The 23,856-nt window shown below is 66.3% G+C and carries 18 protein-coding genes; 7 read left to right on the forward strand and 11 right to left on the reverse strand.

From position 1 onward, the window contains the following. Positions 1-2: 2 nt before the first annotated feature. The 3 genes from AC1Q6Z_RS20060 to secD all read left to right on the forward strand — a co-directional run bounded on the left by AC1Q6Z_RS20060 (position 3) and on the right by secD (position 6,687). Entirely contained in the window at positions 3-3,473 is a 3,471-nt protein-coding gene (locus AC1Q6Z_RS20060; protein WP_492649001.1) for an ATP-binding protein, read from the forward strand. Positions 3,474-3,617: 144 nt separating this feature from the next. Continuing rightward, positions 3,618-4,040 carry a hypothetical protein gene (locus AC1Q6Z_RS20065; RefSeq protein WP_439628144.1) on the forward strand — a complete coding sequence of 141 codons (423 nt, stop codon included), beginning with the start codon at positions 3,618-3,620 and terminating at the stop codon, positions 4,038-4,040. Positions 4,041-4,149: 109 nt separating this feature from the next. Further along, positions 4,150-6,687: a protein translocase subunit SecD gene (gene secD / locus AC1Q6Z_RS20070; RefSeq protein WP_492649002.1), complete on the forward strand. Its 2,538-nt coding sequence runs from the start codon at positions 4,150-4,152 to the stop codon at positions 6,685-6,687. Positions 6,688-6,723: 36 nt separating this feature from the next. Here secD and AC1Q6Z_RS20075 read toward each other — a convergent pair whose 3' ends face one another. Both AC1Q6Z_RS20075 and AC1Q6Z_RS20080 read right to left on the reverse strand, forming a co-directional pair. Beyond that, on the reverse strand, positions 6,724-7,848 hold the full coding sequence (locus AC1Q6Z_RS20075; RefSeq protein WP_492649003.1) for an NAD(P)/FAD-dependent oxidoreductase: 1,125 nt from the start codon (positions 7,846-7,848) through the stop codon (positions 6,724-6,726). Positions 7,849-7,928: 80 nt separating this feature from the next. Further along, positions 7,929-8,885, reverse strand: a complete 957-nt coding sequence (locus AC1Q6Z_RS20080) for a LysR family transcriptional regulator (protein ID WP_492649004.1) — start codon at positions 8,883-8,885, stop codon at positions 7,929-7,931. 99 nt (positions 8,886-8,984) lie between these two features. Between AC1Q6Z_RS20080 and AC1Q6Z_RS20085 the strand changes: the two genes are divergently transcribed. After that, positions 8,985-9,290 carry a hypothetical protein gene (locus AC1Q6Z_RS20085; protein WP_256118956.1) on the forward strand — a complete coding sequence of 102 codons (306 nt, stop codon included), beginning with the start codon at positions 8,985-8,987 and terminating at the stop codon, positions 9,288-9,290. Positions 9,291-9,467: 177 nt separating this feature from the next. On the opposite strand, the gene AC1Q6Z_RS20090 is transcribed toward AC1Q6Z_RS20085, so the two are convergent. The 8 genes from AC1Q6Z_RS20090 to hutI form a co-directional block, all read right to left on the reverse strand. Further along, positions 9,468-10,244 (reverse strand): ABC transporter substrate-binding protein, encoded by a 777-nt coding sequence (locus tag AC1Q6Z_RS20090; protein ID WP_492649005.1) that lies wholly within the window; start codon positions 10,242-10,244, stop codon positions 9,468-9,470. A 101-nt stretch (positions 10,245-10,345) separates the two neighbouring features. Continuing rightward, the gene (gene uxuA / locus AC1Q6Z_RS20095; RefSeq protein WP_492649046.1) at positions 10,346-11,530 is read right to left on the reverse strand and encodes a mannonate dehydratase; all 1,185 of its coding nucleotides are present in this window, start codon (positions 11,528-11,530) and stop codon (positions 10,346-10,348) included. A gap of 201 nt (positions 11,531-11,731) precedes the next feature. Then, positions 11,732-12,718 carry an aldo/keto reductase gene (locus tag AC1Q6Z_RS20100; RefSeq protein WP_492649006.1) on the reverse strand — a complete coding sequence of 329 codons (987 nt, stop codon included), beginning with the start codon at positions 12,716-12,718 and terminating at the stop codon, positions 11,732-11,734. A gap of 82 nt (positions 12,719-12,800) precedes the next feature. After that, entirely contained in the window at positions 12,801-13,376 is a 576-nt protein-coding gene (locus AC1Q6Z_RS20105) for a HutD/Ves family protein (RefSeq protein ID WP_492649007.1), read from the reverse strand. Between the two features lie 2 nt (positions 13,377-13,378). Then, complete coding sequence (gene hutU, locus AC1Q6Z_RS20110) at positions 13,379-15,055, reverse strand: urocanate hydratase (RefSeq protein WP_492649008.1); 1,677 nt, start codon at positions 15,053-15,055, stop codon at positions 13,379-13,381. Positions 15,056-15,073: 18 nt separating this feature from the next. Continuing rightward, the gene (gene hutG / locus AC1Q6Z_RS20115) at positions 15,074-15,874 is read right to left on the reverse strand and encodes an N-formylglutamate deformylase (RefSeq protein WP_492649009.1); all 801 of its coding nucleotides are present in this window, start codon (positions 15,872-15,874) and stop codon (positions 15,074-15,076) included. Between the two features lies 1 nt (position 15,875). Further along, on the reverse strand, positions 15,876-17,411 hold the full coding sequence (gene hutH / locus AC1Q6Z_RS20120; RefSeq protein WP_492649010.1) for a histidine ammonia-lyase: 1,536 nt from the start codon (positions 17,409-17,411) through the stop codon (positions 15,876-15,878). Positions 17,412-17,463: 52 nt separating this feature from the next. Further along, positions 17,464-18,690 carry an imidazolonepropionase gene (hutI, locus tag AC1Q6Z_RS20125; protein WP_492649011.1) on the reverse strand — a complete coding sequence of 409 codons (1,227 nt, stop codon included), beginning with the start codon at positions 18,688-18,690 and terminating at the stop codon, positions 17,464-17,466. Between the two features lie 109 nt (positions 18,691-18,799). Here hutI and AC1Q6Z_RS20130 point away from each other — a divergent pair, with 109 nt between their 5' ends. Then, the gene (locus tag AC1Q6Z_RS20130) at positions 18,800-20,143 is read left to right on the forward strand and encodes a formimidoylglutamate deiminase (protein WP_492649012.1); all 1,344 of its coding nucleotides are present in this window, start codon (positions 18,800-18,802) and stop codon (positions 20,141-20,143) included. A 31-nt stretch (positions 20,144-20,174) separates the two neighbouring features. Beyond that, a complete protein-coding gene (hutC, locus tag AC1Q6Z_RS20135) occupies positions 20,175-20,981 on the forward strand; it encodes a histidine utilization transcriptional repressor HutC (RefSeq protein ID WP_492649013.1) in 807 nt (268 codons plus the stop codon). 149 nt (positions 20,982-21,130) lie between these two features. On the opposite strand, the gene AC1Q6Z_RS20140 is transcribed toward hutC, so the two are convergent. Continuing rightward, positions 21,131-23,089, reverse strand: a complete 1,959-nt coding sequence (locus AC1Q6Z_RS20140) for a CHASE2 domain-containing protein (protein ID WP_492649014.1) — start codon at positions 23,087-23,089, stop codon at positions 21,131-21,133. Between the two features lie 212 nt (positions 23,090-23,301). Between AC1Q6Z_RS20140 and AC1Q6Z_RS20145 the strand changes: the two genes are divergently transcribed. After that, complete coding sequence (locus AC1Q6Z_RS20145) at positions 23,302-23,802, forward strand: Pycsar system effector family protein (protein WP_492649047.1); 501 nt, start codon at positions 23,302-23,304, stop codon at positions 23,800-23,802. Positions 23,803-23,856 lie beyond the last annotated feature (54 nt).

A 23,856-nucleotide genomic window follows, 5' to 3' on the forward strand; every position in this document is an offset into this window, starting at 1 on the left:
GCATGCGCCTCGATCGCCTCGACCTCGTCCGCTATGGAAAATTCACCGACCGCAGCCTCGATTTCGGCGCGGCACGGCCGGGCAAGCCGGATTTCCACCTCGTGCACGGCCCCAACGAGGCCGGCAAGTCCACGCTGTTCTCCGCCTATCTCGACCTGCTCTTCGGCATCGAGCGGACAAGCACCTACGGCTTCCTGCACCCCTATGCGCTGATGCGCGTCGGCGGACAGTTTTCCGTCGGCGCCGAGCGCCACGAGGCCTATCGCCTCAAGCGCAACCAGGCCTCGCTCGTCGCCGCCGATGACCGTCCGCTGCCGGACACGCTCTTTGCCAGCGTGCTCGACGGCATGGACCGCAACGCCTACCGCACCATGTTCTCGCTCGACGACGAGAGCATCGAAAAGGGCGGCGAGGACATCTTGAAGAGCGAAGGCGAACTCGGCTCGATGCTGTTTTCCGCCAGCTCCGGCCTCTCCGACATGGCGAGCGGCCTTGCCGCGCTGAAGGCGGAAGCCGACGAATTCTACCGCCCCTCCGGCCGCAAACATGGCCTTTCCACGCTGAAAGCCGAGATCGATGCGCTGGCGGCCGAGCGCAAGGCGCTCGACATTGCGGCCCGCGACTACGGCGCGCTTGTGCGCGACCGCGACACCGCCACCCGCCACCACGAAGAGGCCACTGCCGCCCGTGCCGAAGCGCGTACCGCGCTGGCGCAGATCGAGCGCAGCCTCTCCGCGCTGCCCTATCTTCGGCGCCTGCGGGCGCTGCGCAACGAACTCGGCGCCTATGATCTCGGCGCGTCGCCACCGGGCACCTGGCGGTCTCTCACGGGCGAACTGGCACGCGAGGCGACGGAAATCGCCGCGCGGGGCGAGCGGGTTACGGGCGAGCGCGAACGTTATGAGGACGAGCGCGACGGGCTTACGGAGGACGAGGCCGTGCTCGCGGCGGACGCGGACATTGCCGCACTCGCCGGCTCCGGGCTCGAAGCCCGTTTCCGCACCGCGGTGATGGACCTCTCCGCCCGCGAGGCCGAGCGCGACCGCGTCATCGCCACGATCGGCGCGAGCATCGCCGCGCTCGGCCTGCCGCCGGATGCGAACCCGGCGGACATCCTGCTGCCGCCCGGCCTCGGCGAAAAACTCACGGCCCTCCTGTCGCGGCGAACGGCGCTTGTCGAGCGCTCCGAAACGGCCCGTCGCGAGCAGGCCGAGGCGGAACGGACGCTGGCCTCGCTCGGCAGCAAGGCAGGCGCGGTCTCGGATGCGGACGCCCAGAAGGAAGAGGAACTCGCAGCCACCCTCGGCGCCATCCTGCGCGCCGCCCGCTCGGGCGACCTTCTGGCCCGTCTGCGCGAGGCCCGGCGGCTCACCGCGCTTGCCCGGCAGGACGCCGATGGCGCGATGGCGCGTCTGGCGCCGTGGTCCGGCACGGCCAAGGCGCTTGAGGATTTGTCCATCCCGGCGCCTTCGGAATTCGAGGGCCTGCGCAAGCGATACGACGCGGCAGCCGAGGCCTTACGCCGGCAGCAGGAGCAGGTTGCGGCGCTGGAGCTGGAGGTTGCTTCCGCCCGGGCGACGCTGGATGCGCTTCAAAAGGCGACCGGTGCTGCGGGGGAGGAGCACGCCGGCCGCCTGCGGACGACGAGGGACGCCGCCTGGCAAAGACATCGCGCCGCCCTCGACGCCGAAACCGCGACCGCGTTCGAGCGCGCCATGCATGACGACGACCGCGCCGGCGAGGCGCGCCTGCGCAATGCCGACCGTCTGTCGGAGCTGCGGGTGCTCGAACGCACGGTGGCGGAAGGCGGCGCGCGGCTTGATGCGCTTGGCGGCGAAGCGCAGCGGCTGGAGCAGGCGAGGGCGGCGGTCGCGGCAGAGATATCTTCGCTCGCCCGGCGCTTCGACCTCTCCGACGAAACGCCGCTGGCGGAGGTGACGGCCTGGCTGGAGCGGCGTTCGGTGGCGCTGGAAAAGCTCGGCGATCTCGCACGGCAGACCATCGAAGCCGACCTCGTGGAGAATGACGTACGAGATGTGCAGGCCCGGCTCTCCGCCCTCCTGGGCAGCGAAATCCCCACCGGCACGCCGCTCGACGAGACACTGTTCCTTGCGGAAGACCGGCTGGAGGCCTTGAAATCGGCGCGCACGCAGCGGCTCGCCGTCGCGGAGCATCTTACCCGCGCCAGGACGGATGCGGAGGCGCGCCGGAAGGCGGTGGAGGAAACCGCCGCGGCCCTGGCGGCATGGCAGGAGACCTGGGACCGCGGGATCGCTGGCACCTGGCTTGCCACGGAGCAGGCGCCGGCCGAGCCGGAACGGCTTGCCGCAGCACTCCCCGCCTTGCAGGCGCTCGCCCAGAATGTCGAGCGGCGGCGCGAGTTCGATCACCGCATTACCGGCATGCGCCGCGACCAGCAGGATTACGGCAGCCATGCGCGCCGTCTTGCCGAGCGTCTTGTCGAGCCGTTCGATGCCGAGGACCCGCTCGCAGCCGTGGCCGGCCTTTCCCAGCGGCTCGCTGCCGCGAAGGCGGTGCACGACCGGCGCGAGGCGATCGACAAGGCGCTGCTGCGCCTCGATGACGAGGAGACGGTTCTGGACGAGCGCCGGGCGGTGCTGACGTCGCGGCTCTCCGAAATCTACGCCTTCCTCGGCTGCGACAGTCTCGCGGAGGCGGATCAGCTGCTCGAAGCCTACCGCAAGCGGGACGACATTCTGGGGCGCATCGAGGATGCCGGGCGCGACCTCATGCAGCAGATGCGCGCCGGGACGGTCGATGAGGCGGAGGCGTGGCTTTCGGCGGTCGACGACGACCAGCTTACCGCGGAGAAGGGCGACCTCGCCCTGCGTCTGGAAGAGCTCGACCGCGCCGTGCAGGAGCATCATCTTGCGCGGGCGCGGGCGGAGGAGGCTTTGGCCAAGATCGCAGGCAGCGACGAGGCGGCGGTGCTGGAGGAGCGGCGGCGCACGGCGCTGATCGAGCTTGCGGAAAAATCGCGGCGTTACCTCGCGACCCGCGCCGGCATTCTCGCCGCCGAACAGGCACTGCGGCTCTATCGCGAGCGCCATCGCAGCGCGATGATGGAGCGCGCCTCGAAGACCTTTCGCGATATCACGGGCGGCGAATATTCCGGGCTCTCGACGGTCCTGGAGAAGGACAGCGAGTTCCTCGTGGTCAATGCCGCTGGCGGCGGCTCGAAGCTGGCGAAAGACCTTTCCAAAGGCACGCGCTTCCAGCTCTACCTGGCGCTGCGTGTCGCGGGTTATCACGAGATCGCCGCCAGCCGCGAGATCGTACCCTTCATCGCCGACGATATCATGGAGACCTTCGACGACCGGCGCGCGCTGAACGCGCTCAAGGTGATGGGCGCCATGGCGACGGGCGGGCAGGTGATCTACCTGACGCACCACCAGCACCTGCGCGATCTCGCGCGCGAAGCCTGCCCGGATGTGGTGATCCATGAATTGTGAGGGCTGAAACGTTCGAGCTGTAAGGAAAGCGTTAACGCCCGGAACTTGACTTGGCGGATGGTAAGTGGTTCTTGGCGCACCATCGGCACCGCTGCTTTGCACGGCGCCCCGCGTTGACCAGAGGACGGGCACGAAACGGACGGCATGACGAACAGGACCGGAAAAGAAGCGACCATGTGGGAGCGGGGTTTTGCGCCCGCGGGCTTCCTCGTGCTGCTCTTTACCCTGTTCCTTTCGCAGTTCTCGCTGCCGCAGAGCGCCGCCACCGCTGGCCATCCGCAGCGCGCAGCCGCCGAAGGCGGCGTGGCACCATCGCCGCTCTCCACGACGGGCGACGAGCTTTGGTTCCCGGCGAGCGGCCATGCCGAACGGCGGGTCGCCAAGGCGAAAACCGGGCTTCCCGAGGGTGACGCGGCCGGCAAGGCGATCGTGCCGAGCGCTGGCCTGCTGCTCTATCCCTTTGAAATCGCCTCGTCAGGGGCATTCTTTGCTGTCGACGATGCTGCGCCGGCCTTGTCCGGCCATGCGGCGTTCCGCAGCCGCGCGCCTCCGGCTTTTGCCGCCTGAGGCCCTTTGGCGTTTCTGACGCCGCGCCATTCGATTGAAATTCCGATCCCAGCGGACGGCGCCGACTGATTCTGTCGCGCCCGTCCGTCAGTTTAAGTGGAACAACCCCATGAAAACCTCCAAATGGGCATTGTTGTTGTACACCGTGATCATCCTGTTCGGGGTGCTCGCGGCCGTGCCCAACGTGCTGACGACTGAACAGCAGGCGACGTTCGGGCGCTTCCTGCCCGCCAAGCCCGTCACCCTGGGCCTCGACCTGAAGGGCGGTTCGCATCTCGTGCTGGAAGTCGATTCCGCAGCACTGCGCAAGGCGCGCATGGACGTGCTCCTGAACGATGCGCGCGGCATCCTGCGCACCGCCGGCGAGCGCGCCTCGGCCGCCCGCCTCAACGGCACGACGCTGACGATCACGCTGGCCGACCAGGCCGCGCTCGACAAGGTCCTGCCGGAAGTGCGCAAGCTCGCCGCGCCGACCACGTCGCTCGGCTTCGGCACCGGCTCCTCCGACATCGATGTCGAGACCTCCGGCACCGTCATCACCGTGGCGCTGACGGAAGCGGGCATCAACGAGCGCATGTCGGCCGCCGTCGAGCAGAGCCTTGAAATCATCCGCCGCCGCGTCGACCAGGTCGGCGTTGCCGAACCGCTCATCCAGCGCGTTGGCGGCGACCGCATCCTCGTGCAGCTGCCGGGCCTCCAAGACCCGACGCGCCTGCGCCAGCTGCTTGGCTCGACCGCACAGATGAGCTTCCACATGGTCGACCAGACCGTGGACCCGAACAGCGTCGCGCCCCGCGGCGTGATGATCCTGCCCGGCGCCAACGACCCCGGCAAATATGCCGTGGAAGAGCGTGTGGCGATCTCGGGCGACCGCCTGGCGGACGCAAAGGCCGGCTTCGACCAGCGCACGAACGAGCCGATCGTCTCGTTCAGCTTCGATTCGACCGGTGCCCGCCAGTTCGCGGAAATCACCCAGGCGAATGTCGGAAAACCCTTCGCCATCGTTCTCGACGGCAAGGTCTTGACGGCACCCGTCATCCGCGAGCCGATCATCGGCGGCCAGGGCCAGATCTCCGGCAACTTCAACCCGCAGGAAGCGACCGTGCTTTCGGCGCTGCTGCGCTCCGGCGCGCTGCCGGCACCGCTCACCATCATCGAGGAGCGCACCGTCGGCCCGAACCTCGGCTCCGACTCGATCCGCATGGGCCTCTACACCGGCTTTGCCGGCCTTCTCGCCGTCGTGATCATGATGCAGGTGCTCTATGGCTCCTGGGGTCTCATCGCAAACCTCGGCCTCGTGCTGCATACGATCCTGACGATCGGCTTGCTCGGGCTGCTGGGCTCGACGCTGACCTTGCCCGGCATCGCCGGCATCATCCTCGGCATCGGCATGGCGGTGGACGCCAACATCCTCATCAACGCCCGTATCCGTGAAGAGACGGCGGCGGGCGCCGGCGCCATGAAGGCGCTCGATGTCGGCTTCAACAAGGCCTATGCCACCATCGTCGACGGCAACATGACGACCATGGTCGGCATGATCCTGCTCTTCATGTTCGGCTCCGGCCCGGTGCGCGGCTTCGCCATCACCATGATCATCGGCCTCGCAATCTCGATGTTCACCTCGATCACCTTCGTGCGCCTGCTGATGCGCGAAGTGGTCATCCGCAGCAAGATGAAGAAGATCGACATCCACTCGATGTTCGGCGCGGTGCCGAGCATCCCGACCTTCTCCTTCATGCGCGGCCGCTACATCGCCATCGCCATGTCGGCGTTCATCTCGACAAGCTCGGTCATCCTGTTCTTCACGCCGGGTCTCAACTACGGCATCGACTTCGTCGGCGGCATCCAGGTCGAGGCGACTTCCAAGACGCCGATCGACCTCGCCGTCGTGCGCGAGAAGATGGAGAGCCTGAACCTCGGCGAAGTGGCGCTGCAGGAATTCGGCCAGGGCACCTCCGTGCTCGTGCGCGTGCAGCGTCAGCCGGGCGGCGAAGAGGCGCAGTCCGCGGCCCTCCAGCAGGTCCGCGACGGCGTTGCGGCGGTGATCGCGGATGCGAACTTCGAGCGCACGGAAGTGGTCGGCCCGACGGTCAGCACGGAGCTTGCGCGTTCCGGCTTCCTCGCCGTCGCGCTCGGCATGCTGGCGATCCTGATCTACATCTGGTGGCGCTTTGAATGGCACTTTGCCGTGGGCGCCATCGCGACGCTGATCCTGGACATCACCAAGATGATCGGCTTCTTCTCCCTGATGCAGATCGACTTCAACCTGACGGCCATCGCCGCGGTGCTGACGCTGATCGGTTACTCGGTCAACGACAAGGTGGTGGTGTACGACCGCATGCGCGAGAACATGCGCAAGTACAAGTCGATGCCGTTCTCAGACCTTATCGACCTGTCGATCAACCAGGTGGTCATGCGATGCATCTTCACCTCCGTCGCCGTCGCGGTCTCGCTGCTGCCGATGGCGATCTGGGGTGGGGATACGGTCAAGCCGTTCGCTTGGCCGATGCTGTTCGGCGTCGTGGTCGCAACGACCTCGTCGATCTATATCGGCGGTCCGATCCTGCTCTTCCTCAGCCGCTGGTGGACGGATCGCGACGCGACACGGGCGCCCGGTTCGGCGACGACGCCAGCGACCGAAGCTTGAAACCGGAACGGGCGCCCTTGAGGCGCCCGTTTCGTTTCAGGGGAAGCGGGCGGGGCTGAAGGTCTCCGCCGTTATGCCCTCGCGGGCCAGCGGTTCGGGCACCGGGTCTCCGGTGAGGAGGGCGGCCGCGAGGCTGCCGAGGGCGGGCGAGGTGAGGATGCCGTATCCGCCCTGTCCGGCGAGCCAGAAGAAGCTCGGTTCGTCCTTGGCGGGGCCGATCACCGGCAGCCGGTCCGCAGAAAAACTGCGCATGCCGGCCCAACTGCGGAAGACGCGGCGCACGTTCAAGGTCGTCGCTTCCTCGACATAGTGGGCGGCATAGGCGACGTCGAGCTCCTCCGGCTGCACGTCGGCCGGTTCGCAGGGCGTTTCGTCGGCGGGCGAGGCGAGCAGGCGGCCACCTTCGGGCTTGAAGTAGAAGATGTCCTCGACCTCGTTGATCTCCGGCAGGCGGCTGGCGTCGATGCCCTCGGGCAGGTCAATGGTGACCGCCGTGCGGCGATGCGGCACGATGCCGGCCGGTGTGACGCCGCAAAGCCCCGCGACCGTATCGGCCCAGCCGCCGGCCGCATTCACCACTGTTCCGGCGGCGATCGTTTCGTCATTCGTTTCGATCAGCCAGCTGCCGCCGACCCGCCGGGCGCCGGCGAACGACCGGCCTTCAAGGATCTGGGCACCGTGGCGCCGCGCGTGGCGGGCATAGGCCTGCAACAGCGCGTCCACCTCGATATCCCAATAGTCCGGGTCGAAATAGGCCGCGACGGCATAGGCTGGGTTCAGCATCGGCGCGCGGGCGAGCATGGCCGCCGTATCGAGCCATTCCACCGCCACGCCGAGCACTTGCGCCGCCTCGAAACGGGTGCGCACCAACGCTTCCTTGCCCTCGGAGCCGAGGATGATGCTGCCACGGTCGATGAGCAACGGCACGGCGGCAAAATCGTCCGGCGGTGCACTGAGGAAGCGATGGCTGGCGCGGGCGAGTGCGTTCACGAGGGGTGCATTGTCGCGCAAAGTGAATTCGGCGGCCGAGCGGCCAGTGCTGTGGTAGCCGAGCGCGCCTTCGCGCTCCAGCACGACGACGGAGCGGTGCGGGCTCAGGAAATAGGCGAGCGATATGCCGGCAATGCCGCCGCCGATGATTGCGATGTCGAACGTCTGCATGGCCGCCTCCACTGTCTTTGCAGGGACAGGCCTAAGCAAGCTTTCGGCATTCTTCAAATTTATAGAGGTGAAGGTGGATATCAGCCGGATTGATGCGGCTCGCCCCAGCGCCATGGTGGCACCTCGGCCATGTGGGTGAGGAAGGCGCGCTCGGCCGGATTGAGCGCCGAGCCGGGATTGGTGATGCGGAAGGTTTCTGCCACCGGCAGATCGTCATAGGGCGGAAGCTGCCAGAGTTCGCCGGCCGTCAGCGCCACGCCGGTGAGGTGCGCCGGCAGCATGCCGATGCCGGCATTGGCCACCACGAGGCGCAGCACCTCCTCCACGTTGAAGGCGAGCGCGCGCACCTGCTGGCCGAAGGAGCCGACGGCGCGCACGGCCGTGACCGGCCCCATATGCGGCCCGCCCAGTACGTCGGCGAGGAAGGAGACATAGGGTTCGCCGCGCAGGTCCTCCAGCCGCGCATCGAGCGCGCCGAACAGCCGGTGACCGCGGCCGCAATAGAGCGCATAGCGCTCGTAGCAGAAGGGCACCTTTTCCAGCCCCTCAGGAATGATACCGTCGGAAAGCCCGAGCGTCGCCACGCCGCGCTCCACCGAGCGGATGACGTCGGTGGTCGTCTCGACCGTCACGCCGACGGTGACGCGCGGATGCAGCCGAAAGAAATCGGCGATCGCCCGGTCCCAGGCGGGGTTCATGGCGTGGCTCACCGAATGGATGGTGATATGGCCGGCAATGTCTTCGCTGGAGGGCTGCATCGCCTCCGGCAGCCGCACGATGGCGGTAAAGATATCGTGGCACAGCGCATGCAGCCGCTCGCCCGCTTCCGTCAGCTCGAAACGGCCGGGGCTGCGGTCGATCAGCCGGTGGCCGACCGATTGCTCCAGCCGCTTCAGCGCCATGCTGACGGCCGGCTGTTGCAGCAAAAGCCTGTTCGCCGCCCGCGTGATGCTGCCTTCCTCCACCACCACCACGAAGGTGCGCAGGAGGTTCCAGTCGAGATTGTGGGCGAAGCGTTCGAGACGGTTTGTGGGCATGCACGTAGCTAGGACGGCGGCGTGGGAAAAGGCAAGAGCCGAGGCGAAGGCCCGGTTTCACAACCCCTGCTGGATAAATGACTACCCCTGGTCGGCGACATGCGCTTTTCGACGGCAATGGCTCGTTTTTACCGGAACCAAAAAGCCCGCAGGCGCATTTTGCCGGTCGAACGAAGGGGAAATTGCCATATGTGGGAACGGTTTAGCACCAGCGGGCTCGCGGGGTCCTATCTCGATGACTTGCTGGCCGACGGCGTGAACGCACGCATGGAATTCCGCCCCAGACGGGCGTTCGACCCCCATCCATTTCTGGTCAGTCTTGATGACGAGGGTGAAGCCGAGGCGTTTTTCACCCGGCCCATCGATGGATCGGCCATCGGGCGGTCGCCCCGCTTCGAGCCTTGATGGCGCAAATGAAAGAGGCGGCCGAAGCCGCCTCGCTTTGGTGACAACCATCACCCGCCCACTGCCGTCATCCTCGGGTTTAACCCGAGGATCCACGCGACACCCGCGGCTGTGGATGGTCGGGTCAGGCCCGACCATGACGGAGGAGAGGTTGGGCAGACTTTGTCATGAAGCCAATTATTTCATCGTGTAGATGTCGATGGAAAAATACTTGTCGTTGATCTTCTTGTAGGTGCCGTCCTCGCGGATGGCCTTCAGGGCAGCGTTCAGCTTCTCGCGAAGATCGTTGTCGTCCTGGCGCACCGCGATGCCTACACCTTCGCCGACGAATTTCGGATCGGTGATCGGCGTGCCGGCGAGCTCGCAGCAGGCCTTGCCGTCGTCGTTCTTGGTGACCCAGTCGAGCAGCGGGATCATGTCGCCGACCTGCAGGTCGAGGCGGCCGTTCGCCATGTCGAGGTTCACTTCGTCCTGCGTCGGATAGAGCTTGATGTCGGCATCGGGATAGACGGCCGCGACGTAATCGGCCTGCGTGGTGCCGGACTGGGCGCCGATCGTCTTGCCCTTCATGCCTTCATTTGTGAAATCGGTAAGCCCGGCGCCCTTCGGCGCGGCATGCGTCATGGCGGCGAGATAGTAGGGGTCCGTGAAGGAAACCTGCTTCTTGCGCTCCTCGGTGATGAACATCGAGGCGATGATCATGTCGTATTTCTTGGCGACGAGGCCGGGAATGATGCCGTCCCAATCCTGCGCGACGACTTCGCATTCGACCTTCATCTTCTCGCAGAGCGCAAGGCCGATCTGCACGTCGAAGCCATCGAGATTGCCGGCGGAATCCTGGAAGTTGAAGGGCGGGTAAGCGCCTTCCGTGCCGATCTTCAGCGTTTGCGCGGAAGCCTGGGCGGAAAGCAGGGTGGAGCCTGCAAGAGCAAGCGCGAGCAGCATTTTTTTCATGGTCGTTCCCCTGTTCTGATTGTGACCGAGGGAACGGTAGCGCGGCCCCGTGCATAAACGAAATAGATAGCCCTGATGTCAGCTATCATTTCAGTTTATGCTCAGGCCGCCATGAAACGGGAGACGCCGCGCATCACGCCGCGCAGTTCCGCCAGCCCCTTCAGCCGGCCAATCAGCGAGTAGCCGGGATTGATGCGCGCCTTGCCGATATCGTCGGCGAGCAGGTGGCCATGGTCGGGCCGCATGGGAATACGCCAGTCGGCGCGGCCTTCCGCCTTGCGCCGCGCCTGCTCCTCCAGAAGCGCCACGACGACCTCCACCATGTCGGTCGAACCATCGAGATGATCGGCCTCGTGGAAGGAGCCGTCGGGCTCGCGGGTGACGTTGCGCAGGTGGGCGAAATGGATGTTCGGGCCGAATTCGCGCACCATGGCCGGCAGGTCGTTATCGGCCCGAACCCCATAGGAGCCGGTGCAGAAGGTGAGGCCGTTCGCGGGGCTGGGTGCGGCGGCAAGGATCGCGCGGGCATCTTCGGCACAGGAGACGACGCGCGGCAGGCCGAACAGCGAGAACGGCGGATCATCCGGGTGGATGCACAGCCGCGCGCCGACCTCTTCCGCCACCGGCACGATCTCGCGCAGGAAGTCTTGCAGATTGCCGCGCAACGCCGTGGCGTCGATGCCCTGGTACTCCTCCAGCGCCTTCCGGAAGCTGTCACGATCGTAGCTGCGCTCGGTCGCCGGCAGGCCGGCGATCAGGTTGCGCTCGATCGTCGCCACCTGGTCGTCATTGAGCGAGATCAGCCGGTCCTTCGCGGTGCGGATGGCCGCGGGCGTATAATCCTTCTCCGCATCCTTCCGGCGCAGCACCAGCAGGTCGTAGGCGGCGAAATCGACGGCATCGAAGCGCAGCGCATAGCCGGTGGAGGGCATGCGGTAGAGCAGGTCGGTGCGCGTCCAGTCGCAGACGGGCATGAAGTTATAACAGATCGTCCTGATGCCGGCCTTGGCCAGCGCCCGGATCGTATCCTTGTAGGCGCCGATATATTTGCTGCGCTCGGGGCCGGCGATCTTGATCGAATTGTGCACCGGAATGCTCTCGACCACCGACCAGGTCAGGCCCGCGGCCTCGATCGCCGCTTTGTGGGAGAGGATGCCGTCGAGCGGCCAGGCCGAGCCGTCATAGATATGGTGGAGCGCGGAGACGATGCCGGTGGCGCCGGCCTGCCTGATATGGTCGAGGGTCACCGGATCCTTCGGACCATACCAGCGAAAACATTCTTCCATCATCGTCATTCCTCCAGGCCCCAACCCCGGCGGTTGGATCACACGGGCAGGGGGTGCGCAAGGGGCGCGCCGGAAGATGACTCAATCTCTTCGAAAACCGGACCAACCGCCTGTTCCGACTCCGGTTTTGCGACCTGCATTGACGGCGTGGATTTCGTCACCGATGCCGGCCTGAAGACCGGCATCGGTGACGCGCAATCGCTACCAGCGCTGGTGCACATGCGGAGCGACGAGGCGGTAGTAAACCTCGCGCGTCGCTTCCATCACGTCTTCCGGAATGGCGGGCAGGCTCGCGGCCCTCGCGTTTGCCTGTGCCTGCTCGGCATTGCGCGCGCCGGGGATGACGACGCTGACGGCATCAGCCATCAGGATCCAGCGCAGCGCGAAGGCGGCCATGGTCGTGCCGGCAGGCACCAGCGCGCGGATTTCCTCGACGGCCTGCAAGCCGGTCTCGAAGGGCACGCCGGCAAAGGTCTCGCCGACATCGAAGGATTCGCCGTGACGGTTGAAGTTGCGGTGGTCATCGGCGGCAAAGGCCGTCTCGCGCGTGATCTTGCCCGAGAGCAGGCCGCTGGCCAGCGGTACGCGCGCGATGATCGCGACGTGGCGGCGGGCGGCTTCCTTGAAGAACAGCTGCGCCGGGCGCTGGCGGAACATGTTGTAGATGATCTGCACGCTGACGACGCCCGGGAACTCGATCGCCTTCAGCGCTTCCTCGACCTTCTCGACGCTGACGCCGTAGTTGGCGATCTTGCCGGCGGCCTTGATCTCTTCCAGCGCCTGGAAGACTTCGGGGCGGTAGTAGACCTCCGCCGGCGGGCAATGCAGCTGCACGAGGTCGAGGCGCTCGACGCCGAGGTTCTTCAGGCTGCGATCGATGAAACCTTCGAGATTTTCCTTGTTGTAGCCGTCGGCGACATGCGGCGAGAGCCTACGGCCGGCCTTGGTCGCCACCATCGGGCGCTGGCCGCCGCGTTCCTTCAGCACGTCGGCGATGATCTTTTCCGAGCGGCCATCGCCATAGACGTCGGCGGTATCGATGAAGCTCATGCCGGCGTCGAGTGCGGCGTGGAGGGCGGCGCGGCCGTCCGCCTCGGTGACGTCACCCCAGGCGCCGCCGATCTGCCAGGCGCCGAAGCCGATATCCGTGGTGGTAAAACCCGTGCGGCCGAATTTGCGATGTCTCATGAAAAAGTCTCCCGACACATTGATGTGTCGGGAGGTAGCATTCCGCTGGAACGCGGACAAGGAAATCGCTTCCGCCTATGGCTCAGGCCGGAGTGATTTCTACCAGATAGAAGGCCGCACTTTCGCCGGCCGAGACCACCTCGGCGCTGTCCGAGCCATTGAGCACCAGAGCATCGAGCGGCTGGAGGCCGATGAGGCCTTCAGCGGTGGAAACGCCGAGCGGGTCGAGGGCCAGCAACAGGCGTTCACCGGAGGATTCCGCGAGAGCCAGCGAGCCTTCCGCGACGTGCCGCGCCAGCCTGTGCTGGAAAACGCCACGACGGGTCATGACGTTGAGGTCGGTAATCGGCCCACCGGTGAGGCGCGCCGTGGTCGGTGCGTCGGCCGGGAAGGCGAGGGGCGCGGTCTCTGGCGTCAGCAGTTTTTCGCCGACATCCTCGATGGACAGCGCCATGCCGTCTCCCGAAAGCACCGCCAGCGTGCGGTCGATGCCGGGGAAGACCGAAAACGGTCCGTCGCTCGCCACCGTCGCCATGCTGACGCGCCAGCCGAACTCCGAAAGGTCGGCACCTTCCGGATGGACGATCACCTCGACCGTCTCGCCGCCGCCGTTCTTCCACGGCATGCGGCGATGCTCGATGTTGCGCAGAAGCCGCATCCTCAGTTGCCGAGGATGCCGGGCAGGCGCAGGCCCTTGTCCTTCGCGCAATCGAGCGCGATGTCGTAGCCGGCATCCGCATGGCGCATGACGCCGGTCGCCGGATCGTTCCACAGCACGCGGCCGAGGCGTTCGGCTGCCGCATCCGTGCCGTCGGCGCAGATGACGACGCCCGAATGCTGCGAGAAGCCCATGCCGACGCCGCCGCCATGGTGCAGCGAGACCCAGGTCGCACCCGAGGCGGTGTTGAGCAGCGCGTTCAGCAGCGGCCAGTCGGACACGGCGTCCGAGCCATCCTTCATCGATTCCGTCTCGCGGTTCGGCGAGGCAACGGAGCCCGAATCGAGGTGGTCGCGGCCGATGACGATCGGCGCGCTCAGTTCGCCGTTCTTGACCATCTCGTTGAACGCGAGGCCGAGGCGGTGGCGATCACCGAGGCCGACCCAGCAGATGCGCGCCGGCAGGCCCTGGAAGGCGATGCGCTCGGCGGCCATGTCGAGCCAGTTGTGCAGGTGCTTGTTGTCGGGCAGCAGTTCCTTGACCTTGGCGTCGGTCTTGCGGATGTCCTCCGGATCGCCGGACAGCGCAGCCCAGCGGAACGGGCCGATGCCGCGGCAGAACAGCGGGCGGATATAGGCCGGCACGAAGCCCGGGAAGGCGAAGGCGTTTTCGAGGCCCTCTTCCTTGGCGACCTGGCGGATGTTGTTGCCATAGTCGAAGGTCGGGATGCCCATGTCCTGGAAAGCGATCATCGCTTCGACATGCTCGCGCATCGAGGCGCGGGCGGCCTTTTCGACAGCCTTCGGGTCGCTTTCGCGCTTGGCCTTCCATTCGGCCATCGTCCAGCCCTTCGGCAGGTAGCCGTTGATCGGGTCGTGGGCGGACGTCTGGTCGGTGACCATGTCGGGGCGGATGCCGCGGCGGACCATTTCCGGCAGGATCTCGGCGGCATTGCCGAGCAGGCCGACGGACTTGGCTTCACCGGCCTTCGTCCAGCGGTCGATCATCGCGAGCGCCTCGTCGAGCGTGTCGGCCTTTTCGTCGATGTAGCGGGTGCGCAGACGGAAATCGATCGAGTCCGGGTTGCACTCGACGGCGAGGCACGAGGCGCCGGCCATGACGGCGGCGAGCGGCTGGGCGCCGCCCATGCCGCCGAGACCGCCGGTCAGCACCCACTTGCCCTTGAGGTCGCCGTTGTAGTGCTGGCGGCCGGCTTCCACGAAGGTTTCGTAGGTGCCCTGAACGATGCCCTGGCTGCCGATGTAAATCCACGAACCGGCCGTCATCTGGCCGTACATGGCAAGGCCCTTCTTATCCAGCTCGTTGAAATGGTCCCACGTCGCCCAGTGCGGCACGAGGTTGGAATTGGCGATCAGCACGCGCGGCGCATCCTTGTGTGTGCGGAAAATGCCGACGGGCTTGCCGGACTGCACGATCAGCGTCTCGTTTTCTTCGAGGTCACGCAGCGAGGCGACGATCTTGTCGAAATCGGCCCAGGTGCGGGCGGCACGGCCGATGCCGCCATAGACGACCAGTTCATGCGGGTTTTCCGCGACGTCGGGGTCGAGATTGTTCATCAGCATGCGCAGCGGCGCTTCCGTCATCCAGCTCTTGGCGGTGAGCTCGGTGCCGCGGGCAGCGCGGATTTCGCGGATGTTGTGGCGGGGATTGGTGGTCATTGGCTGGTTCTCCCGGGATCAGCGTGGAAGGGTGGAGGCGAGCGCCTCGAGACGGTTCAGGATGTCTGTCAGAACAATGCGCAGCCGCGCGGCCTTCTCGTCGTCGAGGGCAAAGGGCGGGGCTTCCGTGGCAAGATGGCTCACCTGCGCGAGTTCCATCTGGATGGCGTGCACGCCGGTTTCCGGCTTGCCGTAATGGCGCGTCGTCCAGCCGCCCTTGAAGCGGCCGTTGAGGATGCTGGTATAGTTCTCGGCCTTCGCGCAGGCGTCGAAGGTCGCCGTCTCGATGGCCTTGTCGCAGGTACGGCCCATGTCGGTGCCGACGTTGAAATCCGGCAGCCGGCCTTCGAACAGGAAGGGGATCAGCGAGCGGATCGAGTGGCAATCGTAGAGGATCGCCACGCCATGGATCGCCTTGACGCGCTCGATCTCGGCGGCAAGGGCCGCATGATAGGGCGCGTGGAAATTGGCGAGCCGGAAGGCGATGTCCGCCTCGGTCGGCGCTTCGCCATCCTTCCAGATCGGCTTGCCGTCGAAATCCGTTTCCGGCACGAGGCCCGTCGTGTTCTGGCCGGGGTAGAGGCTGACGCCGGCCGGATCGCGGTTGGCGTCGATGACGTAGCGGTGGAACGTGGCGCGCACGGTCGTCACGTTCGGCAGCAGATCGTGATAGAGACGCTCGATATGCCAGTCCGTATCGGCGAGGATGCGGCCGTTGTCGTTCAGGCGTTCCCATATGTCGGCCGGCACGTCCGTGCCGGTGTGCGGGAAGGCGAGGATGACGGGCGAGGTGCCCTGGTGGGTTTCGAAAACCGCCATGTCAGGCCTCCAGAACCGGCAGGATGCCCTTGGAAACGGAGGCGCCGAGCGCGCCCGACGAGACGAAGCTGCTGGCGGCGGCGAGATCCGGCGCCATGTAGCGGTCCTCTTCCAGCGTCGCGACCACAGTGCGCAGCGTTGCCACGACCTTCTGCAATTCCGGGCTGGTGACGAGCGGCGCGCGGAACTCGATGCCCTGGGCCGCGGTCAGCGCCTCGATGCCGATGATGGCGGAAAGATTTTCCGTCATGCGCAGCAGGCGGCGGGCGCCGTGGCAGGCCATGGAGACGTGGTCTTCCTGGTTGGCGGACGTCGGCGTCGAATCGACCGAGGCCGGATGCGCCATCTGCTTGTTTTCGCTCATCAGCGCGGCCGAGGTGACTTCCGCGATCATGAGGCCGGAATTGAGCCCCGGCTTCTTGGCGAGGAAGGCCGGCAGGCCAAAGGAGAGAGCCGGGTCGACCAGAAGCGCGATGCGCCGCTGCGAAATCGCGCCGATCTCGCAGACCGCGAGGGCGATCTGGTCGGCGGCAAAAGCGACGGGTTCGGCGTGGAAGTTGCCGCCCGAAATGACGCTGTTGTCGGACAGCACCAGGGGGTTGTCGGTGACGGCATTGGCTTCGATTTCGAGCGTGCGGGCGGCGGAGCGCAGGACATCGAGGCAGGCGCCGTCGACCTGCGGCTGGCAGCGGATGCAATAGGGGTCCTGCACGCGCTCGTCGCCGGTGATGTGGCTTTCGCGGATGACGGAGCCGGCGAGCAGCGCGCGCAGCGACGCGGCGGCATCGATCTGGCCCTTATGGCCGCGCAGCGTGTGGATATCCGGATGGAACGGCGCGGAGGAGCCCATGGCGGCATCGGTGGACAGCGCGCCGGTGACGAGGGCCGCCTGGGCCGCGCGATGCGCCCGGAAGAGACCGGCGAGCGCCAGGGCGGTGGAGACCTGCGTGCCGTTGATGAGCGCGAGGCCCTCCTTGGCGGCAAGCACGACGGGCTTCAGGCCGGCCTTTGCGAGGGCCGCGCCGCCGGGAAGGCGTTCGCCGGCATAGATGGCTTCGCCTTCGCCGATCATTACGGCCGCCATATGGGCGAGCGGAGCAAGGTCCCCGGAGGCGCCGACGGAACCCTGTTCGGGGATGACCGGGATAACGCCCTTTTCCTGCATGGTTTCCAGCAGGCGGACGATATCGAGGCGCACGCCGGAAGCGCCGCGGCCGAGCGAGATCAGCTTCAGCGCCATGATGAGGCGCACGATGTTTTCGGACAGCGGTTTGCCGACGCCGCAGCAATGCGACAGGATCAGGTTGCGCTGGAGCGTCGCGACATCGGCCGCTGCGATCTTGATGGAGGCAAGTTTGCCGAAGCCGGTGTTGATGCCGTAGACCGGCTCGTCGCCGCCGGCGATTTCGGCAATGCGCGCGGCTGCCTTGGCGATACCCGCGTCGAAGAACGGGTCGAGACGGGCGGAAACGCCGGTCCAGTAGATGGATTCAAGGGTTTTGAGGGGCACGGAGCCTGGATGAAGCGTGATCGTCATTTTGCATTCCTCGATGCAGCCCGGCCTTCGAATTGACCTGCTGCGAATTGACCTAATGTCCGCTGCGGATACGGGCAAACATGGGGTTGAAGCCCATGCGGTAGACCAGTTCCGCCGGCCGGCCGATGTCCCAGAGGACGAAATCGGCCCATTTTCCGGCTTCGAGCGTCCCCACTTCATCGACCAGGCCCAGCGCGCGGGCGGCTTCGCGGGTGGTGCCGGCAATGCATTCCGTGACGGTCATGCCGAAGAGGGTGGCGGCCATGTTCATGGTGAGGAGGAGCGAAGTCAGCGGCGAGGTGCCGGGATTGGAATCCGTCGCGACGGCCATCTTCACGCCGTGCTTGCGGAAGAGCTCGACCGGCGGCTTCTTCGTCTCGCGGATGAAGTAGAAGGCGCCCGGCAGGATGACGGCGACCGTGCCGGCCTTCGCCATGGCGGCGGCCCCCGCATCGTCGGTATATTCGAGATGGTCGGCCGAAAGCGCGCCGTAGGAGGCGGCAAGGGCTGCGCCATTGAGGTTCGAAAGCTGGTCGGCGTGCAGCTTGACCGGCAGGCCGAAGCCCTTGGCGGCGTCGAAGACCTTCGCCATTTCCGCCGGCGAGAAGGCGATGCCCTCGCAAAAACCGTCCACAGCGTCGGCAAGGCCTTCCGCCGCGATGGCCGGCAGCATCTCGTTGACTACCTTGTCGATATAGGCCGCCTTGTCGCCGTTCATTTCCGGCGGCAGCGCATGGGCGCCGAGGAAGGTGGTGCGCACGGTCACGTCGCGTTGTTCGGCAACGCGGCGGGCGGCGCGCAGCGACTTCAGTTCGTTTTCGGTATCGAGGCCGTAGCCGGATTTCAGCTCGACGGTCGTCACGCCTTCGGCGATCAGCGCGTCGAGGCGGGGGAGCGTCTGGCGCACGAGATCGTCTTCGCTCGCAGCGCGCAGCGCCTTGACCGAGGAGACGATGCCGCCGCCGGCGCGTGCGATCTCCTCATAGGAGGCGCCGGCAAGACGCAGCTCGAATTCATGGGCGCGGTCGCCGGCATGCACGAGATGGGTGTGGCAGTCGATGAGGCCCGGCGTGATCCACCGGCCTTCGCAATCGACGGTTTCCGCAGCGGAGAATTCGGCGGGCAGATCGGCTTCAGGACCAACGAAGGCGATGCGACCGTCGCGCACGGCAATAGTGCCATCCTCGACGATGCCGAGGCCGGGCAGGCTCTCGTTGAGCGTCGCCAGCCGGGCATTGCGCCAGACGCGCACCGTGTCCTTTTCCGCTGCTGATACCATGATTGCCTCTTCCCTGTGATGAAGATAATGTATATACATAATCGCAGAGGACGCAAGAGCGAATTTGCGGATCGGCGTCGAAGATACACCGGAAGAGGGAGGGAGCGGCATGGCCGTCATTCATGCAAGGCAGGCGCTGCTTACGGGCGGTTGGGCGAAGGATGTGCGGGTCCATATCGAAGACGGCCGCATCGCGCGCCTCGAAACGGATGCCGCCGCCGCAGCGGGTGACGAGCGCCACGACACCATCGTCGCCGGCATGCCGAACCTGCACAGCCACGCCTTCCAGCGCGGCATGGCGGGCCTTGCGGAAACGCGCGGGCCGGGCAGCGACAGCTTCTGGAGCTGGCGCAATGTCATGTATCGCTTCGCGCTGTCCATGACGCCGGACGATGTCGAGGCAGTGGCTGCCCAGCTCTATGTCGAGATGCTGGAGGCCGGCTTTACCCGCGTCGGCGAGTTCCACTACCTGCACCATGACAAGGACGGCGGGCATTATGGCGACATCGCCGAAATGGCCGTTCGCATCGCGTCGGCCGCGTCCGAAACCGGCATCGCGCTGACGCTGCTGCCCGTCTTCTATGCCCATGCCGGCTTTGGCGGCACGGCGCCCGGCGAGGGGCAGCGCCGGTTCATCAACGACCGGGGTTCCTACGCCGCACTGTTGGAGCGTTGCCGCACGCTGACGGATGCGCTGCCCGGCGGCGTTACCGGCGTCGCGCCGCACAGCCTGCGTGCCGTCACGCCGGAGGAGCTGTCCGCCGTCGTCGCGATGGCCGGCGACAAGCCGATCCACATCCACATCGCCGAGCAGGTGAAGGAAGTGGAGGACAGCATCGCCTGGTCCGGCCGCCGCCCTGTGGAATGGCTGCTCGACAACCAGGCCGTCGACGGCCGCTGGTGCTTCATCCACGCCACGCACATGACGGACACCGAGACGCGCGGCATGGCGAAAGCCGGCGCGATCGCCGGCCTCTGCCCGATCACCGAAGCCAATCTCGGCGACGGCATCTTCCCGGCAGAGTTTTTTGCCGCCGGCGGCCGATTCGGCGTCGGCTCCGATTCGAACGTGCTGATCGGCCTGCCGGACGAGCTGCGCCAGCTCGAATATTCCGAGCGTCTCGCCCACCGCGCCCGCAACGTGCTCGCCGCCCCCGGCGGTTCGACCGGCACGGCGCTGTTCGACGGTGCGCTGGTCGGCGGTGCCGCGGCACTCGGTGTGGACGCAGGCATCGCCGCCGGCAACGCGGCAGACTTCGTCAGCGTCAAGGCCCGTCATGGCCTCGCTCTTACGGGCGACGCGCTGCTCGACGGCTGGATCTTCGCGAACGGTGCCGAGGTCGATTGCGTCTGGGTGAATGGCCGCAAGCAGGTCGAGGGCGGCCGCCATGCGGCGCGCGAAAAAATCGGCCGGCGCTTCACCGCGACGATGCGGGCGCTCACGGACGCCTGAGGGCGTATTGTAAGGCGGGCCTGCCTTTCCTATGACTTGTCCCACCGGGCGATTGCGCCCGGCAAGCGCGGAGGCGACCATTTCCATCGACCAGGAGAAGACACGGACCGAGGCCAAGGAGCCGCCGCTGCATCGCCGCATCCTGGAGGAAGTGGAAGGCAAGATCCTCTCGGGCGAATGGCCGCCGGGCCACCGCATTCCCTTCGAGCACGAGCTGACCGAACAGTACCAGTGCTCGCGCATGACGGTGAACAAGGCGATCACAGAACTGGTCAAGCGCGGCCTCATCGAGCGGCGGCGCAAGTCCGGCAGCTACGTCACCCACCCGCATGCGCAATCGGCCGTGCTGGAGATCCACGACATCCGGCTCGAGGTCGAATCGCTCGGGCTGCGCTATCGCTACGAGAAGCGCACGCGCCTCGACCGGTCGGCAAAAGCGGCCGACCGCCGCCTGATGGACCTGCCGGAACCCGCACCGCTGACGGAGATTTCCGCGCTGCATTTTGCAGGTGCCCAGCCGTTCTGCCTGGAGGACCGCCTGATCAACCTCGTCGCCGTGCCGGAAGCCGCGGCCGAAACCTTTGACGATACCGCGCCCGGCGCCTGGCTGATCAGCCGCGTGCCGTGGAGTGCCGCCGAACACCGCATCCGTGCCGTCGGCGCCGATACCCGGGCCGCAGACCTGCTGGCGATCGCTCCGGGCACCGCCTGCCTGGTCGTCGAACGGCGCACCTGGAGCGGCGGCGTCTATATCACCCATGTGCGGCTGACCTATCCGGGCGAAAAACACGAGCTCGTCGCCGAATTCGCCCCGTCGCATCCCAAGCAAAACGCCTGAACCCTCAGGACCAATCGACATTCAGCCCATGCCGGTCTGCAAATGGCGCTTTTGCGTGCTTCCGGTGCTCACGTACATTGAGTACGCTGCGCTCCGGGTCACGCAAAACCACCATTTTCGCCACGGCCTGAGCTGAATGTCGATTGGTCCTAGGCGCCGCCGGCGAAATGTTCGGACCGGATGGTGGCGTAATAGGGGGCCAGCGACGGGCTTGCCTCGCTCAGCACATCGAAGGTTGCGTCGTCGGCTGTCAGCCGTCCGGCATATTTGTCCTCGATAAAGCGGGCATGCTGGGCCATCGCGGCATCCGGCAGGCTGCGCAGGGCGGTGAAGACGGGTGCTGCACCGCTGCGACCCTTTACCGTGATGCGATCGAGTTCCAGCACGGCGAAATCCTTCGCGGCAAGCGTCGCCGTGCGCTCGCCGATGAGCAGCGGCACGCCATAGGCCTTCGACGCCCCCTCCAGGCGCGAGGCGAGGTTCACCGCGTCGCCCAGCACCGAATAGTCGAAGCGCTGCGAGGATCCCATGTTTCCGACCACGCAGTCGCCGGTATTGATGCCGATGCCGATGCGCAGGGCGTGATAGGGCGTGCCGCTCGCCGCCGCTTCCGCCTTGAGCTTCGCATTCAATGTTGCCATCGCATCGAGCATGTCGAGCGCGGCGGCGACCGCGTGCCTGGCATGGTGTTCGTCATCGAGCGGCGCGTTCCAGAAGGCCATCACGCAGTCGCCGATATATTTGTCGATCGTTCCACCATGTTTCAGCACGATGTCGGAAAGCGGCGTCAGCAGCCGGTTGATCAGCGTGGTCAGCTGTTCCGGGTCGTCCTTCATCGTCTCGGCGATGGTGGTGAAGCCGCGCACGTCGCAAAACAGGATGGAGAGGGTGCGTCGCTCGCCGCCGAGTTTCAGCTGCGAAGGGTCGCGGGCGAGGCGCTCGACGAGGGCGGGCGAGAGATATTGCGAGAAGGCGCGCACGATCTCGCGCCGCCGCCGCCGCTCCTCCGCATAGTCGAGTGCCGTCTGGCCGGCAGCGACCAGCAGCAGCGCGACGGTGGGGCCGATCGGTGAAACGAAGAGCGTCGCCTCGCGGATCAGCGCGAAGCTCAGCAGCCCGAGCACCGCCGTGGTAAACATGCTGAGCACGACCGTTTGCCAGCGCGTCGCGCGCCGCACGAGCGCCGCCGAAAAAAGCGCCGCAAGGGCGACGGACGCGATGGCGAGCGGCGTGCCGGCGCGGGTGATCGCCGCACCCGTGGTGAGGTTGTCGAAAATCGTCGCCTGGATTTCCGCCCCCGCCACCAGCCGGCCGGTATGCACCGTATAGGGTGTCGCGAACGCGTCGGCGCCGCCGGAATTGATGACGGGCGCATTCTGCAGGCTGAGGCCGACGATCACCACGCGGCCCTTGAACATATCTTTCGGCAGCATGTTTTCCGGGTCGAGCGCCTGGTAGTAGGAGACGGTTGGGTAGCTGCGCGAGGGGCCGAAGGATTGCAGCAGTTTGCCCGCGGGCGAGACCGCCGCCTTGCCGGCGATGCGGGCGAGCGCCAGCGCAAAACCATCCTCGTAGCGCGGCAGGTCGCGAAAGACCCCGTCGCCGCCGAGTGTGATGGAGGCGATGCCGGTTACCGCCCCCGCTTGCGAAAAGGCCGGCAGCGGCGTGGTGCGCAGGAACTGCTCGGCCTGCGGCGTGACGATGACGCTCTCGTCGCCGGCAAGCACCACGTCCGGCCCGAGCGTCTTGGCCAGCGCCGCATCGGAGGCGGGGTTGGAGGGCTCGGCGAAGATGATGTCGAGGCCGATCGCCGTGGCGCCTGCCTTGCGCAGGCTTTCGACCAGCCGCGCGTGCAGTTCGCGCGGCCAGGGCCATTGCGCGTTGATCTCTGCCAGCGACGGCTCGTCGATCGCCACGATGACAGGGCTTTCGGCCGGCGGACGGGGATCGTCGAGGGTGGAAAAGTAGTCGAAGGCGCGCAGGTCCGCGAGCGACCAGCCCGGAAGCTGCGGCAGCGCGGAAACCAGCACGATCACCGCGAAGGTGAGCACCGCGAGGCGCTTGCTGCGGCGCGACCATCGGTGCGAAAAGCGCAGTCCCGTCTTCATGCGCCGGTGCTCCGGGCAAGGCGCGGCAGGGTGAGACGGGAGGGCGGGACGAGGCTTCGCATGGCGCCAGCACTCGACATCCCCTCAAAAAAGTCAAGCGGCGCCGCATGCATGCCGTTGCTTTCCAAAACCTCTCGGCTATCAGGAAGAAAACGGGGAACGAAGGCGACATGGCGGCGGTGGAAGATCGGCAGAGCATTCTCGAACGGGCAATGGGCGGCGGCGAGGGCATCGCGGTCGAGCATTTTGACCATATCCGCCGCATCAACGACGTTTTCTACGACCAGGTGAAGATTTCCGACCAGAAGGCCGCCTATATCTTCACCTTCATGCTGGCACTGCTTGTCACCTCCACGGAAAGCCGCGCCGTGTTCACATGGTCGCGTTATGCGGACGCCGATCTGTCCACAATCGTCTTTTCCGGCCTGCTCGCCTTTGCGCTGGTCTTTTCCATGGTCTCGGCGATCCTCGTCGTGCTGCCGCGCCGCGTCGACAAGGCGACCTCGCTCTTCTGGGGCGCCTGGCCGCATCACCGCGAAGGGTTCCGCAAGGCCGCCGAGACCCGCGACGTCGATTATCTCTTCGAGCAATACATGCAGAACGCCGACGCCATCGCCGCGATCGCCAGCGACAAATACCGCTTCGTCGGCTTCGCCTTCCGCGGCCTGCTGCTGACGGTCATCGCCTATGTGGCACTGCTTGCGACGCGGTGAAGGCGGCGATAGAGGTTCGGGCGGCATTTTGCTGTTGGCTTTGCCACCAGGAAT

The sequence above is a fragment of the Shinella sp. GW835-FHT14H05 genome (assembly GCF_058793575.1).

Excerpts from the sequence above, each read along its gene's own strand:
- AC1Q6Z_RS20145 (WP_492649047.1), top strand. The coding sequence starts at position 23,302 with ATGGGCGGCGGCGAGGGCATCGCGGTCGAGCATTTTGACCATATCCGC.
- hutI (WP_492649011.1), bottom strand. The coding sequence starts at position 18,690 with ATGGTATCAGCAGCGGAAAAGGACACGGTGCGCGTCTGGCGCAATGCC.
- AC1Q6Z_RS20105 (WP_492649007.1), bottom strand. The coding sequence starts at position 13,376 with ATGCGGCTTCTGCGCAACATCGAGCATCGCCGCATGCCGTGGAAGAAC.
- AC1Q6Z_RS20130 (WP_492649012.1), top strand. The coding sequence starts at position 18,800 with ATGGCCGTCATTCATGCAAGGCAGGCGCTGCTTACGGGCGGTTGGGCG.
- hutC (WP_492649013.1), top strand. The coding sequence starts at position 20,175 with ATGACTTGTCCCACCGGGCGATTGCGCCCGGCAAGCGCGGAGGCGACC.
- hutH (WP_492649010.1), bottom strand. The coding sequence starts at position 17,411 with ATGACGATCACGCTTCATCCAGGCTCCGTGCCCCTCAAAACCCTTGAA.
- hutG (WP_492649009.1), bottom strand. The coding sequence starts at position 15,874 with ATGGCGGTTTTCGAAACCCACCAGGGCACCTCGCCCGTCATCCTCGCC.
- AC1Q6Z_RS20080 (WP_492649004.1), bottom strand. The coding sequence starts at position 8,885 with ATGCCCACAAACCGTCTCGAACGCTTCGCCCACAATCTCGACTGGAAC.
- AC1Q6Z_RS20100 (WP_492649006.1), bottom strand. The coding sequence starts at position 12,718 with ATGAGACATCGCAAATTCGGCCGCACGGGTTTTACCACCACGGATATC.
- AC1Q6Z_RS20085 (WP_256118956.1), top strand. The coding sequence starts at position 8,985 with ATGCGCTTTTCGACGGCAATGGCTCGTTTTTACCGGAACCAAAAAGCC.
- hutU (WP_492649008.1), bottom strand. The coding sequence starts at position 15,055 with ATGACCACCAATCCCCGCCACAACATCCGCGAAATCCGCGCTGCCCGC.
- AC1Q6Z_RS20065 (WP_439628144.1), top strand. The coding sequence starts at position 3,618 with ATGACGAACAGGACCGGAAAAGAAGCGACCATGTGGGAGCGGGGTTTT.
- AC1Q6Z_RS20060 (WP_492649001.1), top strand. The coding sequence starts at position 3 with ATGCGCCTCGATCGCCTCGACCTCGTCCGCTATGGAAAATTCACCGAC.
- AC1Q6Z_RS20090 (WP_492649005.1), bottom strand. The coding sequence starts at position 10,244 with ATGAAAAAAATGCTGCTCGCGCTTGCTCTTGCAGGCTCCACCCTGCTT.
- uxuA (WP_492649046.1), bottom strand. The coding sequence starts at position 11,530 with ATGGAAGAATGTTTTCGCTGGTATGGTCCGAAGGATCCGGTGACCCTC.
- AC1Q6Z_RS20140 (WP_492649014.1), bottom strand. The coding sequence starts at position 23,089 with ATGAAGACGGGACTGCGCTTTTCGCACCGATGGTCGCGCCGCAGCAAG.
- AC1Q6Z_RS20075 (WP_492649003.1), bottom strand. The coding sequence starts at position 7,848 with ATGCAGACGTTCGACATCGCAATCATCGGCGGCGGCATTGCCGGCATA.
- secD (WP_492649002.1), top strand. The coding sequence starts at position 4,150 with ATGAAAACCTCCAAATGGGCATTGTTGTTGTACACCGTGATCATCCTG.